Below are 15,810 nucleotides of genomic sequence, written 5' to 3'. Positions count from 1 at the left end.
TTTACACCCCCCGGGTTAGTTTTTGTTGGGGGGGCCCTTTGCGGGGGGGGGGTGTGTCTGGGGGGGGGGGGCGGGGGGGGGGGTGGGGGGGGGGGGCACCCCCCCCGGGGGGGTGTGCCCGGGGCGGCGGGGTTTTTTTTTCTGGTCGTGTTGGGGGGCGGGGCCCCACACCCGCGACGGCAGGCCTCTACCTCGGCAGAGGATCAGTACGTCGGGCGCCCCGGCTCGACGTCCCGCACCCACGCCAGGATCCCGCCCTCGACGTTGCGCGCGTCGACGCCCGCGGCCCGCGCGAGGCTCGCGACGCGGTCGGAGCGGCCTCCGACCTTGCACAGCACCGCGACGGTCCGGTCCAGCGGCAGGTCCGCGAGCGCCGCCCCGGCGCCCGGTCCCGCGTAGATCCCGCTCGGCACCACGCGGGCGCCGTCGATCCCCACGATCTGCGTCTCCCAGTCCTCGCGCACGTCGAGCAGCAGCAGGTCGTCGGTGGGGTCGGCGAGGCGCGCGGCGAGCTCGCGGGCCGTCAGGCTCGTCGGGGACTCAGCCCCCACGCGGCCCGACGACGCCGCTCCCCCTCCAGGGACCGACGCACCGAGGGCGTCGGCCGCGTCGAGCGGGGGCGCGTTCCCAGCGGTGGTCGGCTCCCCCGGCGCCCTGGCGAGGTCGACGACGAGGCGACCCTCCGCCGTCGGGCCGGAGAAGAGGTCGCCGGCGACCGGCGGGCCGCCCGTGACGCCCGCCGCGGTCGCGGGGGTGGCGGACGGGCCCAGCCCGCAGAACGCCTCGTAGGCGTGGTCCCCGGCCAGCAGCCCGGTGACGGGCACGCGCTGCGGGTCGGCGCGGACCGTGAGGTGGCGCCACGTGAGCTCGAGCGAGTCGTAGACCGCGAGGCGTCCCAGGAGCGTGCGTCCGGCACCCGTGACGAGCTTGACCGCCTCGGTCGCCATGACCGAGCCGATCGTCCCGCACATGGCACCGAGGACTCCGCCCGTCGCGCAGTCGGGGACCGTGCCGGGCGGCGGTGGCTCGGGGAACACGTCGCGGTAGACCACACCCTCGCCACCGGGGGGTGTCGCCCAGAAGACGCTCACCTGGCCCTGGAACCGGAAGATCGAGCCCCACACGCACGGGATGCCCGCGATCTCCGCGGCGTCCCCCACGAGGTAGCGGGTCGCGAAGTTGTCGGTCCCGTCGAGGACCAGGTCGTAGCCGGCCAGGACGTCCAGGACGTTGTCCGCGTCGAGTCGCTGCTCGTGCAGGCGGACGGTCACGTGCGGGTTGACCTCGGCGATCGCGTCCCGAGCCGAGGCGACCTTGGGCCGTCCCACGTCCGAGCCGCCGTGGATCACCTGGCGCTGGAGGTTGGAGACCTCGACGCGGTCGTCGTCGACGATCCCGAGCGTGCCGACGCCTGCCGCCGCGAGGTAGAGCAGCGCGGGGCTGCCCAGCCCGCCCGCGCCCACGACCAGGACGCGCGCGGCGCGCAGCCGTTGCTGGCCCTCGATCCCGATGCCCGGCAGCGCGAGGTGCCGCGAGTACCGGGCGAGCTCCTCAGGGCCGAGCGGCTCGGTCGAGGGCGCGACCAGCGGCGGCAGCGAGGTCATCGTGCGTACTGCTCCACGAGGGCGTCGAGCTTGGCCTCGGCCTCGCGGTGGACCTTCTTCTCCAGGATGAAGGACATGACCGGCACGACACCGGCGAACACCATGCTGGTCAGTCGGCCCCAGCTCCAGCGCATCTTGGACCACAGGTCGAGGACCGTGACGAGGTAGACCACGTAGACCCACCCGTGCGCGAACGGGATCCAGCCGACGAAGCGCATCACGCCGTCGACGTCGACGAACGCGCCCACGCCGTACTTGACGATCATCTCGACGCACAGGATCAGGAGCATCACACCGGTGATGAGGGCCATCACGCGGTAGCGGGCGAGCGCGCCGCGGGCCTTGCGGACCGCACGGTCGACGACCTCCTGCGCGGGGGCCTGCGCCACGGCGTCGGAGGTCTGCTGCGTGCCGGCGGGGTCGGGCGTGGTCATGGGAAGGTTTCCTTACGCTGTGCGAAAATCCGTGGCTCGGTGTCGGTGGCCACACCTAATGTTAGTGACCGTGCGACCCCTCCCCCTCCCCGACCCGGGCACCCCTCCGCTCACCGGCCCTGGCGCCCTCCTCTGGTGGCTCGCCCGCCGCCAGTGGGGCATCCTCACGGTCGCCGTCCTGCTCGGGATGGTCACGTTCGGGTGCCAGGCCGTCATGCCCTACGTGCTCGGCCGAGCGCTCGACGAAGGACTGACCGAGGGCTTCGGCGCGGTCCTGCTGGGCTGGGCCGCGGTCATGCTCGGGATCGGCGTCGTCCAGGTGGCCGCCGCTGCGGTCGGGCACCGGTTCGACATCGAGAACTGGCTGCGTGCGGCCTTCACCACCTCGCAGCTCGTCGGGGACACCGTGGCCCGTTCGGGGCACACCATCACCGACGAGCTCCCCACGGGAGAGGTCGTCTCGGCCGTCGCGTCCGACGCGCTGCGCGTGGGCGAGGTCTACGCGATCGCGGCGCGGTTCGCGGGCTCGCTCATGGCGTACGCGGTCGTCGCGGGCATCATGCTGAGCACCTCGTTCCAGCTGGGGCTCGTCGTGGTCCTCGGCCTGCCCGTCGTCGCGGGCATCCTCGCGTTCCTCGTCAAGCCGCTCCAGCAGCGCCAGGCCGCCCAGCGCGAGGCCTCGGGCCGGCTCACGACGCTCGGCGCGGACACCGTCTCGGGCCTGCGCATCCTGCGTGGCATCGGCGGCGAGAAGGTCTTCACGGACCGCTACCGGACCCAGTCGCAGGACGTGCGCCGTACGGGGGTGCGCGTCGCGACGACGCAGTCCTACCTCGACGCGCTCCAGGTCCTGCTGCCGGGGCTCTTCGTGGCCCTGGTCCTCTACCTGGGCGCGCACGCCGCGGTGCGCGGGGAGATCAGCCCGGGGCAGCTCGTGGCGTTCTACGGCTACGCGGCGTTCCTGTCGTGGCCCCTGCAGATCGCGACGCAGACGCTCCAGGCCACGACGCGTGCGCACGTCGCCGCGAAGAAGCTCATCAAGGTCCTCTCGGTCGTCCCGGCGACGGGCGCGACGCCCGGCACCTCCTCGGCGCCGCCCGCAGGTTCGGTGCTGGTCGACGACGCGAGCGGCGTCGAGCTCGCACCCGGCCGGGTCGTCGCGCTCGTGAGCGTGGACCCGGACGAGTCGGCACGCATCGCCACGCGCATGGGCCGGTTCGACGACGTCGCGGAGGCGGGCACGCCCGTGCACCTGGGCGGGGTCCGGCTCGCGGACCTCGACAAGGACGTGGTGCGCGAGCGCATCGTCGTCGCCGAGGCCACGCCGCACCTGTTCTCGGGCGTGCTCGGCGAGGAGCTCGACGTGCGCGGCGGGAACCTCGAGGTCGAGCTGATGCGCGCCATCATGATCGCCGACGCGCACGACGTCCTGGACTCGGTCCCGGACGGCCTCGCGGGCGACCTCCCGGAGAAGGGCCGGTCCCTGTCCGGCGGCCAGCGACAGCGCGTGGCGCTGGCGCGCGCGATCCTCACCGACCCGGAGATCCTGATCCTGATCGAGCCCACGAGCGCGGTCGACGCCCACACCGAGGCCCGCATCGCCGAGCGCCTCGCCGAGGTCCGGCGCGGACGCACCACGCTCGTCGTGACCGCGAGCCCGCTCGTCCTCGACCACGTGGACGACGTCCTGTTCGTCGAGGACGGCCGCGTCGTGACCCACGGGACGCACCGCGAGCTCCTGCACCGGCCCCGCGGCGCGCACCAGGGCGAGCAGGCCGCTCGCTACCGTGCCGTCGTCGGGCGCTCGATGGACGAGCCCGCCGCCACGCCGCCCGGCGAGGACGTCGAGGGCGCGCACGGGACCGACCACCTGACCTCGAGCTCCCCCGAGCTCTCCGACGCCTCGAAGGGCGTGTCATGAAGCTGCCCATCGCCGACGGCCCCACCGTCCGCAAGCACACCGCCTACCTGGTCCGCGAGCACCGTGGGACGCTGATCGGTCTCGCGGTCCTGCACACCGTCGCCGCGGTCGCCGGGCTCGCGGGACCGTGGATCCTGGGCCGGCTCGTCGACGCCGTGACCCAGGGCACCACGGCCGGATACGTGAACCAGGTCATCGCGATCGGCGTGGTCGCGGTGATCGTCCAGGCCGTGCTCATCCGCTACGCGCAGAAGGCCTCGATGATCTTCGGCGAGGCCGTGTTCGCCGAGCTCCGCGAGGACTTCCTCGAGACCGTCACGACGCTGCCGCTGTCGACCGTCGAGCGCGCGGGCACGGGCGACCTCGTCGCGCGCACCACGAACGACGTCAACCGCATCCAGCACGCCGTGCGGTTCGGCGTGCCGCGCCTGATCGTCGCGGTCGTGACGATCCTGCTCACGGTCGTCGCGAGCCTGCTCACGTCGCCGCTCGTCGCGGTCGCGCTGTTCGTGGGCGTGCCGCTCATGGTCGTCGTCTCGCGCTGGTACCTGCGCCGGGCCTCTCCGGGCTACCAGCGCGAGTCCGCGGCCTACGCGGCGCTCAACGGCACCATCACCGAGTCGGTCGAGGGTGCGCGGACGGTCGACGCCCTGCGGCTCGGCGCACGCCGCCGGGCCCGGGTCCAGGCGGACCTGCGCGAGGCCTTCGCGGCCGAGAGGTACACGCTGAACCTGCGGACCGTGCTCTTCCCCGCGGTCGACTTCACGTTCGTCCTCGCGCCCGTCGCGGTCATCGTCTGGGGCGGCTACATGATCTCCACGGGGCACGCGACGCTCGGCGCCGTGACGACCATCGCGATGTACGCGTTCCAGCTCGCGGGGCCCGTCTGGGAGCTCATCTTCTGGCTCGACGAGATCCAGGTCGCCGCGACCTCGCTCGCCCGCATCGTCGGCGTCAAGCTCGTCGACAGCGACCGCGAGGCCGGGGACGAGGTCCCCACCGACGAGCACGTCGTGGCCCGCGAGGTCGAGTACGCCTACCGCGCGGGGCACAACGTGCTGCACGGGATCGACCTGGACCTGCGGGTCGGCGAACGCCTCGCCGTGGTCGGCCCCTCGGGCGCGGGCAAGTCGACCCTGGGACGCATGCTCGCGGGCATCCACCCGCCCACGGGCGGGTCGGTCCAGGTGGGCGGTGTCGACCTGGTCGACCTGCCGCTCGACGACCTGCGCCGCCACGTCGCCCTGGTCACCCAGGAGCACCACGTGTTCGTGGGCTCGCTCGCGGACAACCTCCGCCTGGCCGACGAGACGGCCGACGACGAGCAGCTGCTCGCCGCACTGGCCGCGGTCGACGCCCGCGGCTGGGTCGAGTCCCTGCCGGAGGGGCTCGCGACCGGGGTCGGCTCGGGAGGGCACGTGCTGACCCCCGCGCAGGCGCAGCAGGTGGCGCTCGCGCGGCTCGTCCTGCTGGACCCGCACACGCTGATCCTCGACGAGGCCACCTCGCTGCTGGACCCGCGAGCAGCCCGGCACCTCGAGCGCTCGCTCAACGCGGTGCTCGAGGGGCGCACGGTCGTCGCGATCGCGCACCGTCTGCACACCGCGCACGACGCCGACCGGGTCGCGGTCGTCGACGGGGGCCGCATCACCGAGATCGGCCCGCACGACGAGCTCGTCGCCGCTGGCGGCGACTACGCCCGGCTCTGGAAGTCCTGGCAGCAGGAATAGCCGCACCTGCGCGCTGAGCCACCTCCCACCGCGAGGGCAGCTCACGACGCGTGCGCGCACCTCTCGGGGCGTGACCGGATCCCGGTCACGCCCCTCTGCACCTTCTGCGCGGCAGCCCGGCACGCCGGACGTGGCGACAACGATTCAGGATCAGCGACCTGAGCACAGGGGTCGCCGCAAATATCGCAGGACACTGCGGGATATCAATCGTCCGGTCGTCGCCGCCATGACCTGGCGAGCGCTGCTCGCGCCATGGAACCGGCCCGGTGATAGCGTGACCGCGGAGGTGGAATCAATGGAACTGGTTTATCGAACCGGTGGAAACCACGTCGTCGTCAATCCGGCGCTTCTCGTGATCGCCTGCGATCCGCGCGAGCTCGAGCCGGTCATGGACTATACGCGCGAAGAGCGAGCGCTGCTGAATTCGCTCCGCAACTTCACCTTCTACACGACCTGTCTGCGAGTCTCTCCGCGCAGGGCGCAAGATCGGGTCGTCATCCTCGCTCCCGACATCGTCGAGTCCCAGACCGGCCTCGTGCAGGGGTATCGCAACGAGACGGCAAAACAGTGGGGCCTTCCCGCCGCGAACCGCGCCGCGACCAACGTCGTCACGATATACCAGATGGTAGGGATCAACGGCGAGTCGGATCCCGGCACCCTCGCCGCACAGCGAAAGGCATTCTTGGACGACCCTCCTTCGTGGTGGCCGTTCCGGCCCGGCCAGTACGAGATCGCGCAGGTCGAAGAAAATCAGAACGGCGAGATCCACCAGGCCGTGAACCCGTTGCAGACGCCCTACTTCAACCAGTTCTTCTCCGGCGCGCTCGAAGCCGGGGCTCCGTGGCGATGGCTCGACATGCAGGGCGCGAACGACACGGTGTACGTCCACGCGTCGACGTGCTTCGAGTCCGTCCTGCACTGCTGGTCGTATCTGAACATCCTGCTCGACGCGAAGCCCGCGCTGCTGTCGGCAGCCAAGGACAGCGCCATCGTCGTCATCGGTGCGGGAGTGAGCGGGTTGCTCTTCGCGCAGCGCTTCATCGACTCGGGCTTCACCAACATCACCCTGCTGGAGAAGACAAACAGGTTCGCCGGCAAGACGCATTCTTTGCAGGTGCCGGACCAAGGCGTCACCTCGATCGCCGAGCTCGGCACGTGCTACCTGTCGCCGGCGTACGACGAGATGGTGCAAGCGCTCTCCGAGTTCACCGTCGGCAACAAGCGCGTGGCCGTCGCGCACGGGACCGAACGAGGCATAGTCGTCGGCACGCCGCCGAACGAGACGGTCATGGCTTTCGGCGACTACGGACTCATGGTCGCGTGCCAGTATCTCGGTTTCGGTTGGCCGTGCAGCAAGGTGGAGCAGGACCTCGCCTACGCCGAGCTGCTGGCCGCCGCCGCGATCTACGTCGCCCTGCGCTGGGAGATCTTCGGCACCGTCGACGGCGTCATGCCGGTCTCGAAGCCGGTCGGCGACCCGTACGGCGTCTTTTCGAAGAGTTTCGCGCAATATCTTGACGACAACAAGATGGGCGCGTTGAAGGGTTATCTGATGTACGCCTATCAGGTGCAGGGTTATGGCGATCTCGACAAGATCCCCGCGTACTACGGCCTCGTGTGGGTCATGCCGGACATGGCGCAACCTCTTGGCGAGTCGAGCGGCGTCACGGCCTGGCAGAAGGGCTGGGAAGACGTCTGGGATCAGATGGTCAAGAAGCGCAACATGAACATCAAGCTGAACACGAGCGTGGTCAGCATCCGCCGCTGACTGCACGGCGCGACGGAGGGTGACACCCGGCCGCTGCACGCTCTGGACAAAGGCAACGCCGGGATCGGTGAGCGCGAGGAACGTGCCGCTCCAGGGGAAGCTGCGTGCGGCTCTGGCGCGCCTGGCAGCAGGAGAAGTCGCCAACCCCTCGGCACGGCAACCAGGTTCACAGCGCCCCCGACACCCCGCTCCCAGGCAATCCCCAGGAAACCCGGCAAGGCTTAGTTGACCGTTCAACTAGGGAGCTGGGCCGCATGAAGAAGACCGTCGCACTGACCATCGGGATCGTGCTGCTGTGCGGCGCGCTGCTCCTGGGCGGGACCTGGGTCTACGCCCGCTCGCAGGCCGGGACCGAGGCAGCACCTCTCGCCCTCACGTCGCCCGCTCCGAGCGGGTCGTCGGACTCCGCCGACGACGCCGGCAGCACGGCCACCGGCCCCGTCGCCGACGGGGTCTACGCGGTCGACACCGGGTCGCAGGCCGGGTACCGGGTCGACGAGGTCCTCTCGGGACAGGACGTGACCGTCGTCGGTCGCACGAGCGACGTGCGCGGCGAGGTGACGGTCGAGGGCGGCGTGCTCACCGCGGCCAGCGTCGAGGTCGACATGACCACGATCGCGACCGACGACTCGGGCCGCGACCGGCAGTTCCTCGGGATCCTCGACACCTCGGCGCACCCGACCGCGACGTTCGTCCTGTCGTCGCCCGTGGACCTGTCGGGACTCGCCGGCGGCACCGCGACCGTCGAGGCGACAGGGACGCTCACGATCAAGGGCGTCTCGCACGAGGTCGTCGTGACCCTCGACGCCCAGACCGTGGGCGACGGCGCGCAGGTCAGCGGATCCATCCCCGTGACGTTCTCCGACTACGACGTGAGCGCGCCGAACCTCGGGTTCGTCACGGTCGAGGATGCCGGGACCGTGGAGCTGCTGCTCGAGCTCACGCCCGCTGGTTCCTGACCGGGCCGTCCGACGCCCCGCCGGCTGCCTCGCCTGTGGCCTCGCCGGCTGCCTCGCCCGCCGCCTCCCGAGGCGCGACCGGCAGGTCGGGGAGCCCGGCGATCCCGCTCGAGACGCCGTCGCCGCGCTTGCGCCCGCCGGCCGCCTCGTCACGCACCAGGCGGACCCACAGCAGGACCGCGAAGGCTCCGAAGATCCACCACTGGAGCGCATAGAACGCGTTCTGGATGTTGACGCCCGTGCCGCCCTCGATCGTGGGCCGGGGCAGCACGCGCGGACCGCCCTCGTCCGCGGCGAGCTGGGCGGGGTCGGAGTCGATCATGACGAGGTAGCCGCCGTAGATGGGGTTGCCCCAGGCGTTCGCGAGCGCCGCGGACGAGATCGAGTCGGTCTGCCCCTCGGGCAGGCCCCCGGTCCCGTCGGCCTCGGAGGCCTGGAGGTAGGCGGTGACCCGCACCTGGCCGGAGGGCACGGCGAGGGCCACCTCGTCCTCAGCGTCCGCCGTCGGGACCCAGCCGCGGACGACCGGGACGACGGGCGGGCCGGACAGGTCGGCCCACGACTCGCCGCCCGTCCCGTCGTCGGACACGCGCAGGGGCGTCAGGACGAGGAAGCCCGTCTCGCCGTCGAGCGCACGGCCGGCGACCAGGAGCTGGCCCTCGGGCTCGTACTCGCCCTCGACCCAGACCTTGTGCCCCACGAGCTCGCCCGGGAAGGTCGACTGCGGGGGCAGGACCTCGCCGAGCCCGTCGGGTCCCTTGGCCTCCGCCTCGGCCTCGGCCTCCGCGAGGGCGTGCTGCTCGGCGAGCTCGGCACGCTCGTAGGCGCGGTCGAGCTGCCACACCCCGAGGCGGCCGCACACGCCCGCCGCGAGGAGGAAGAGCAGCAGGAAGCCGATCATGCGGGGGCTGCGGGCGACGGCCCAGAAGCCTGGGCGAGGGGAGGCCTGGTCGGACACGCCCCCACGGTAACCGGGCGCGAGTTGCCCCGGAGAATCCGTGCGGGGAGACGTGACCCACACCACTGTCCGTGGTTCCGGCGACCCGATCGGGACTTCCTGACCGACCGGTCGGGGACCTTCGTCCTTTTCTGCCGTTTCGGGCGCACCTCACACTCCGCGGGACCACCGAAACCATGCGTCACCCCGGCCGATGCGGTTGTATGAAGGGGCCACCATCCCCCGGTACAGCTGGAGCGTGCGATGACTACGACCACCTCGCGTCCGACAGAAGGAACACCTTGGCGATCCGGTGAGGTCGCCCCTCTCTCGGAGGAGACCCTCGCCCGCGTCGACGGCTGGTGGAGGGCGGCCAACTACCTCTCGGTGGGTCAGATCTACCTGCTCGCGAACCCCTTGCTGCGCGAGCCCCTCGACCGGGACGACGTGAAGCCCCGTCTCCTGGGCCACTGGGGCACCACGCCCGGCCTCAACTTCCTCTACGCGCACCTCAACCGTGCGATCGTCGAGCGCGAGCAGTCCACGATCTACGTCACGGGTCCCGGCCACGGTGGCCCCGGCCTCGTCGCGAACTCCTACCTCGAGGGCACCTACTCCGAGGTCTACTCCGACATCACGCAGGACACCGAGGGGCTTCGTCGCCTGTTCCGGCAGTTCTCGTTCCCCGGCGGCATCCCCTCGCACGTCGCACCGGAGACTCCCGGCTCGATCCACGAGGGCGGCGAGCTCGGCTACGCGCTCTCGCACGCGTACGGCGCCGCGTTCGACAACCCGGACCTCCTGGTCGCGGCCGTCGTGGGCGACGGCGAGGCCGAGACCGGCCCCCTGGCCACGAGCTGGCACTCGAACAAGTTCGTCAACCCGGTCAACGACGGTGTGGTGCTGCCGATCCTGCACCTCAACGGGTACAAGATCGCGAACCCGACGATCCTCGGCCGCATCAGCGACGACGAGCTGCACGACCTCATGGTCGGCTACGGGCACACGCCCTACTTCTTCTCGGGCGGGTTCGACGGCGAGGACCACTACGAGGTGCACCGCCGGTTCGCGACCCTGCTCGACGAGGTGCTCAACCACATCGCGCAGATCAAGGCCGACGCCGCGGCAGGCAACGACGAGCGCCCGTTCTGGCCGATGATCGTGTTCCGCACCCCCAAGGGGTGGACGGGCCCCAAGACGATCGACGGCAAGAAGACCGAGGACTCCTGGCGCTCGCACCAGGTGCCGCTCGCGAGCGCGCGCGACACCCCCGAGCACCTCCAGGACCTCAAGGACTGGCTCGACTCCTACCGCGTCCACGAGCTGTTCGACGACAAGGGCCGCCTCGACGCGGACATCGCGCGGCTCGCCCCGCGCGGCACGCTGCGCATGAGCGACAACCCGCACACCAACGGTGGCCTGCTCCTCAAGGACCTGCGCCTGCCCGACTTCCGCGACTACGCGGTCGAGGTCACCGCCCCCGGCGGGGGCCTCTCGGAGGCGACCAGGGTCCTGGGCCAGTGGCTGACCGACGTCGTGCGGCTCAACCCGGACAACTTCCGGATCTTCGGCCCGGACGAGACCGCGTCGAACCGCCTGCAGGCGGTCTACGAGGTCACGGACAAGCAGTGGAACGCGGAGTTCTTCGGGCCCGACGTCGACGAGCACCTCGCACGTGCGGGTCGCGTCATGGAGATGCTCTCCGAGCACCAGTGCCAGGGCTGGCTCGAGGGGTACCTCCTCACGGGGCGCCACGGGCTCTTCTCGTGCTACGAGGCCTTCATCCACATCATCGACTCGATGTTCAACCAGCACGCCAAGTGGCTCAAGGTCACCAACGACATCCCGTGGCGCCGGCCCATCGCGAGCCTCAACTACCTGCTCTCGAGCCACGTGTGGCGCCAGGACCACAACGGCTTCAGCCACCAGGACCCCGGCTTCATCGACCACGTGGTGAACAAGAAGGCGGAGATCGTCCGCGTCTACCTGCCGCCGGACGCCAACACGCTGCTCTCGACCTACGACCACTGCCTGCGCTCGCGCCAGTACGTGAACGTCGTCGTCGCGGGCAAGCAGCCCGCGCCGAACTTCCTGACCATGGACCAGGCGATCGCCCACTGCACGCGCGGCCTGGGCATCTGGGAGTGGGCCGGTACCGAGGTCCCGGGCGAGGACCCGGACGTGGTGCTCGGCTGCGCCGGGGACGTCCCGACGCTCGAGACCCTGGCCGCGGCCGACCTGCTGCGCCAGCACCTGCCCGAGCTCAAGGTCCGCGTGGTCAACGTCGTGGACCTCATGCGCCTGCAGGACGAGAAGGAGCACCCGCACGGGCTCTCCGACCGCGACTTCGACACGCTGTTCACCACGGACAAGCCGGTCGTGTTCGCGTACCACGGCTACCCGTGGCTCATCCACCGCCTGACGTACCGCCGCAACGGGCACGAGAACATCCACGTGCGCGGCTACAAGGAGGAGGGCACCACCACCACGCCGTTCGACATGGTCATGCTCAACGACCTCGACCGGTTCCACCTGGTGATCGACGTGATCGACCGCGTGCCCTCGCTGCGGTCGAAGGCGGCCGGGCTGCGCCAGAAGATGGTGGACGCCCGTCTGGAGGCTCGTCAGTACACGAGAGAGCACGGCGAGGACATCCCCTCGGTCCGTGACTGGGTGTGGCCCGACGCGGGCGACACCGCAACTGCAGAAGGCGGGCCGGCGTACGACGCGGCCGCCGCTACCGGAGGCGACAACGAGTGACCAGCACCGCCCGATCCATCTACCTCGCCTCACCCGAGGGTGAGACGGGGAAGTCGACGATCGCCCTGGGAGTCCTCGACCTGCTGACCCGCAGGGTCCAGCGGGTCGGGGTCTTCCGCCCCGTGACCAGGACCTCGCCCAGCGCCGTCACGGGGGCCGTGGCCCCCGTCGAGGCGGCCGGCACCCCGGCCGGGTCCGCCCCGGCAGAGGCCGGCGCACGCGAGCAGGACCGCGACTACGTGCTCGAGCTCCTGCTCGCGCACGACGGCGTCGACCTCACCTACGAGGAGGCCATGGGCGTCACGTACGACGACGTCCACGCCGACCCCGAGGCCGCGCTCGCGCAGATCGTCTCGCGGTACCACGAGGTCGCCAAGCAGTGCGACTTCGTGGTCGTCGTCGGGACCGACTACACCGACGTCGCAGGACCGACCGAGCTCGCGTTCAACGCGCGGATCGCCGCCAACCTGGGGGCCCCGGTGCTCCTGGTCGTCTCGGGCCGCGAGCGCTCCCCCGAGGCCATCGCGAACCTCATCGAGGTCAGCGTGTCCGAGCTCCGTTCGAACCACGCGCAGCCCATCGCGGTCATCGCCAACCGCTGCCTCCCGGCCAGCATCGAGGACGTGCGCGCCCAGCTGTCGGCGCTGTCGTCCGACGACACGGGCAGGGGTGCGGCGCCGTCGGGCACGCTGCCCGGCTGGGCCATCCCCGAGGACCCGTTCCTCAACGCGCCCACGGTGGCCGCACTCATGGAGGCCGTGGGCGGCGAGCTCGCCCTGGGCGACCCCGAGCTGCTCGGCCGCGAGGTCCTCGACGTGCTCGTGGGTGCCATGTCGCTCGAGCACCTGCTCGACAAGCTGGTCGACGGCGCCGTGGTCATCACGCCCGGCGACCGCAGCGACATCCTCATCGGGCTGCTCGCCGCCCAGCAGGCGCGCAACTTCCCGTCGCTCGCGGGCATCATCCTCAACGGCGGGTTCTACCCGCCCGACTCGACCGGGCGCCTCGTCGAGGCCCTCGACCCGAGCCTGCCCATCATCCGCACGGACCTCGGGACGTTCCGCTCGGCGAGCGCCGCGTCACGCGCGCGGGGCCGGGTCTCCAAGGAGTCCCAGCGCAAGGTCGACACCGCGCTCGCGCTGTTCGAGCAGAACGTCGACGGCGCGGCGCTCCTCGCGGGGCTCGACGTCCCGCGCCCGGAGGTCGTCACGCCGCTCATGTTCGAGTACGAGCTCCTGTCGCGGGCGCGCGCGGACCGCAAGAACATCGTGCTCCCCGAGGGCGAGGACGACCGCATCCTGCGCGCGGCCTCGACGCTCCTGGGCCGTCAGGTCGCGGACCTCACGATCCTGGGCGACGAGCAGTCGATCCGGGCGCGCGCGACCGAGCTGGGCCTGGACATCGACGCGGCGACCGTGATCGACCCGCACGACCCCGAGCTCGTCGAGCGGTTCGCCGAGGAGTACACCCGGTTGCGCGCCCACAAGGGCATGACGGTCGAGCGCGCGCGCGAGATCGTGCCGGACGTGTCCTACTTCGGCACCATGATGGTCCACCTGGGCCTGGCCGACGGCATGGTCTCGGGCGCCCGGCACACCACGGCGCACACCATCAAGCCGTCGTTCGAGATCATCAAGACCGTCCCGGGCGTCTCGGTCGTCTCGTCGGTGTTCCTCATGTGCCTCGAGGACCGTGTCCTGGTCTACGGCGACTGCGCCGTCAACCCGGACCCGACCGACACGCAGCTCGCGGACATCGCCATCTCGTCCGCGGCCACGGCGCTGCAGTTCGGGATCGACCAGCGCGTCGCGATGCTCTCCTACTCGACGGGCGAGTCGGGCTCGGGCGTCGACGTAGACAAGGTGCGCGCCGCGACCGAGCTGGTCCGCAGCCGTCGCCCCGACCTGTTCGTCGAGGGCCCCATCCAGTACGACGCCGCGGTGGACGCCTCGGTGGCGGCCTCCAAGATGCCGGGCTCCGACGTGGCCGGCAAGGCGACCGTCTTCATCTTCCCGGACCTCAACACGGGCAACAACACCTACAAGGCCGTGCAGCGCTCGGCCGGCGCGGTGGCCGTGGGACCGGTCCTGCAGGGCCTCAACAAGCCCGTGAACGACCTCTCGCGCGGTGCCCTGGTCCAGGACATCGTCAACACCGTGGCCATCACGGCCATCCAGGCACAGGCAGGGTCGACCGCCCTGTCCAGCACGAACGGAGCTTCCGCATGACCGTCCTCCCGGAGCACGAGCGCACCAACCCGTACTCGGCGTACGGCGCGCACGGCTCGGTGCTCGTGATGAACTCGGGCTCGTCCTCGCTCAAGTACCAGCTGGTCAACCCGGTGGGCGGCGAGGCCATCGCCGCCGGGACGATCGAGCGCATCGGTGAGTCGAGCGGGGTCATCAAGCACCGCTTCGCGGGGAACACGACGACGCGCGAGGAGCGCGTCGCCGACCACGGCGAGGCGTTGCGCATCGCGCTCTCGCTCTTCGACGAGGTGGGCCCCCGGCTCGCGGACGCCAACGTGTACGCCGTGGGTCACCGCGTGGTGCACGGTGGCGCGACGTTCTCGCGGCCGGTCCTGGTCGACGACGACGTGGAGCGCCAGATCCTCGACCTGGCCCCCCTCGCGCCGCTGCACAACCCCGCCAACGTCACGGGCATCTCGGTCGCACGCCGGCTCCTGCCCGACGTCCCGCACGTCGCGGTGTTCGACACCGCGTTCTTCTCGTCGCTGCCCAGGGCCGCCTCGACGTACGCGCTCGAGAAGGAGACCGCGGAGAAGTACGGCGTGCGCCGGTACGGCTTCCACGGCACGAGCCACCACTACGTGTCGGGCAAGGTCGCGCGCGTCCTGGGCCGCCGGCTGCAGGACCTCAACATCATCGTGCTGCACCTCGGCAACGGCGCGTCGGCCTCGGCCGTGCGCGGCGGGATCGCGGTCGACACCTCGATGGGCCTGACGCCGCTCGAGGGCCTGGTCATGGGGACCCGGACGGGCGACATCGACCCCGCGGTCATCTTCCACCTGGCCCGCAACGCGAACATGTCGATCGACGAGCTCGACGACCTGTTCAACAAGCGCTCGGGCATCAAGGGCCTCGCGGGGGAGAACGACTTCCGCGCCCTGCACGAGCTCATCGCGTCGGGCGACGAGGACGCGAGGCTGGCCCTGGACGTCTACATCCACCGCCTGCGCAAGTACATCGGCGCCTACATGGCCGTGCTGGGGCGCATCGACGTGATCGCCTTCACGGCCGGCGTGGGCGAGAACGACGACATCGTGCGCGCCCAGGTCGTCGAGGGTCTCGCGGGTCTGGGTATCGCCGTGGACCCCGAGCGCAACGCGGTCCGCAGCAAGGAGCCGCGCGTCATCTCGCCCGACTGGACGAGCACGCTCGTCATGGTCGTCCCGACCATGGAGGAGCTCGCGATCGCCCGGCTGAGTGTCGAGGTCGTCGAGGAGACCGAGAAGGCGGGTCACCCTGTCACGTTCCCCCCGGCTGCGCTAGCCTCCGAGGCGGTGGACCCCGAGGTCCCGGCCGAGGACCACGCGCCCGAGCCGACCCTCGCCGAGGAGAGCTGACCTCACCACCCCGCTGACGCCGTCGGGCAGGGAGCACCGCCCGGCGACGACAGTGCACCGGCACGGCACTGCCGGCGCACGACCCGAGCCACGCCTCGACCCTCTAGGGTC

At 71.1% G+C, this 15,810-nt stretch carries 10 protein-coding genes; 7 read left to right on the top strand and 3 right to left on the bottom strand.

The features are described 5' to 3' along the window. Window positions 1-203 precede the first annotated feature (203 nt). Together moeB and ACFWFR_RS10130 are read right to left on the bottom strand one after the other, a co-directional pair. Window positions 204-1,604: a molybdopterin-synthase adenylyltransferase MoeB gene (gene moeB / locus ACFWFR_RS10135; RefSeq protein WP_377622792.1), complete on the bottom strand. Its 1,401-nt coding sequence runs from the start codon at window positions 1,602-1,604 to the stop codon at window positions 204-206. Beyond that, entirely contained in the window at window positions 1,601-2,038 is a 438-nt protein-coding gene (locus tag ACFWFR_RS10130) for a DUF3817 domain-containing protein (RefSeq protein ID WP_377616100.1), read from the bottom strand. Before ACFWFR_RS10130 ends, moeB begins: the two co-directional genes overlap by 4 nt. A 58-nt stretch (window positions 2,039-2,096) precedes the next feature. On the opposite strand from ACFWFR_RS10130, the gene ACFWFR_RS10125 reads away from it, so the two are divergent. From ACFWFR_RS10125 to ACFWFR_RS10110, 4 genes are all read left to right on the top strand, one after another. Continuing rightward, window positions 2,097-3,959, top strand: coding sequence for an ABC transporter ATP-binding protein (locus ACFWFR_RS10125; protein ID WP_377622790.1), 1,863 nt, complete (start codon window positions 2,097-2,099; stop codon window positions 3,957-3,959). After that, entirely contained in the window at window positions 3,956-5,689 is a 1,734-nt protein-coding gene (locus ACFWFR_RS10120) for an ABC transporter ATP-binding protein (RefSeq protein WP_377622788.1), read from the top strand. The genes ACFWFR_RS10125 and ACFWFR_RS10120 overlap by 4 nt, the downstream gene beginning before the upstream one ends. Before the next feature lie 130 nt (window positions 5,690-5,819). Next, on the top strand, window positions 5,820-7,457 hold the full coding sequence (locus tag ACFWFR_RS10115; RefSeq protein ID WP_377622786.1) for an NAD(P)-binding protein: 1,638 nt from the start codon (window positions 5,820-5,822) through the stop codon (window positions 7,455-7,457). A 254-nt stretch (window positions 7,458-7,711) separates the two neighbouring features. Further along, window positions 7,712-8,416, top strand: a complete 705-nt coding sequence (locus tag ACFWFR_RS10110; RefSeq protein WP_377622784.1) for a YceI family protein — start codon at window positions 7,712-7,714, stop codon at window positions 8,414-8,416. On the opposite strand, the gene ACFWFR_RS10105 is transcribed toward ACFWFR_RS10110, so the two are convergent. Further along, window positions 8,397-9,374: an SURF1 family protein gene (locus tag ACFWFR_RS10105; RefSeq protein ID WP_377622782.1), complete on the bottom strand. Its 978-nt coding sequence runs from the start codon at window positions 9,372-9,374 to the stop codon at window positions 8,397-8,399. The genes ACFWFR_RS10110 and ACFWFR_RS10105 overlap by 20 nt on opposite strands. 243 nt (window positions 9,375-9,617) lie before the next feature. Here ACFWFR_RS10105 and ACFWFR_RS10100 point away from each other — a divergent pair, with 243 nt between their 5' ends. From ACFWFR_RS10100 to ACFWFR_RS10090, 3 genes are read left to right on the top strand one after another with little or no spacing between them, the layout of a single operon-like run. After that, window positions 9,618-12,113 (top strand): phosphoketolase, encoded by a 2,496-nt coding sequence (locus tag ACFWFR_RS10100; protein WP_377622780.1) that lies wholly within the window; start codon window positions 9,618-9,620, stop codon window positions 12,111-12,113. Next, window positions 12,110-14,341: a phosphate acetyltransferase gene (gene pta / locus ACFWFR_RS10095; RefSeq protein ID WP_377622778.1), complete on the top strand. Its 2,232-nt coding sequence runs from the start codon at window positions 12,110-12,112 to the stop codon at window positions 14,339-14,341. Before ACFWFR_RS10100 ends, pta begins: the two co-directional genes overlap by 4 nt. Then, window positions 14,338-15,699, top strand: a complete 1,362-nt coding sequence (locus ACFWFR_RS10090) for an acetate/propionate family kinase (RefSeq protein WP_377622776.1) — start codon at window positions 14,338-14,340, stop codon at window positions 15,697-15,699. The genes pta and ACFWFR_RS10090 overlap by 4 nt, the downstream gene beginning before the upstream one ends. Window positions 15,700-15,810 lie beyond the last annotated feature (111 nt).

Origin of the sequence: Oerskovia sp. NPDC060287, from assembly GCF_042726775.1 — a bacterium.
GTDB lineage: Bacteria > Actinomycetota > Actinomycetes > Actinomycetales > Cellulomonadaceae > Oerskovia > Oerskovia merdavium.
The sequence above is the reverse complement of the archived record's forward strand: the minus strand, read 5'-3'. Positions and strand labels throughout refer to the sequence as shown.

Excerpts from the sequence above, each read along its gene's own strand:
- moeB (WP_377622792.1), bottom strand. The coding sequence starts at position 1,604 with ATGACCTCGCTGCCGCCGCTGGTCGCGCCCTCGACCGAGCCGCTCGGC.
- ACFWFR_RS10130 (WP_377616100.1), bottom strand. The coding sequence starts at position 2,038 with ATGACCACGCCCGACCCCGCCGGCACGCAGCAGACCTCCGACGCCGTG.
- ACFWFR_RS10125 (WP_377622790.1), top strand. The coding sequence starts at position 2,097 with ATGTTAGTGACCGTGCGACCCCTCCCCCTCCCCGACCCGGGCACCCCT.
- ACFWFR_RS10120 (WP_377622788.1), top strand. The coding sequence starts at position 3,956 with ATGAAGCTGCCCATCGCCGACGGCCCCACCGTCCGCAAGCACACCGCC.
- ACFWFR_RS10110 (WP_377622784.1), top strand. The coding sequence starts at position 7,712 with ATGAAGAAGACCGTCGCACTGACCATCGGGATCGTGCTGCTGTGCGGC.
- ACFWFR_RS10100 (WP_377622780.1), top strand. The coding sequence starts at position 9,618 with ATGACTACGACCACCTCGCGTCCGACAGAAGGAACACCTTGGCGATCC.
- ACFWFR_RS10090 (WP_377622776.1), top strand. The coding sequence starts at position 14,338 with ATGACCGTCCTCCCGGAGCACGAGCGCACCAACCCGTACTCGGCGTAC.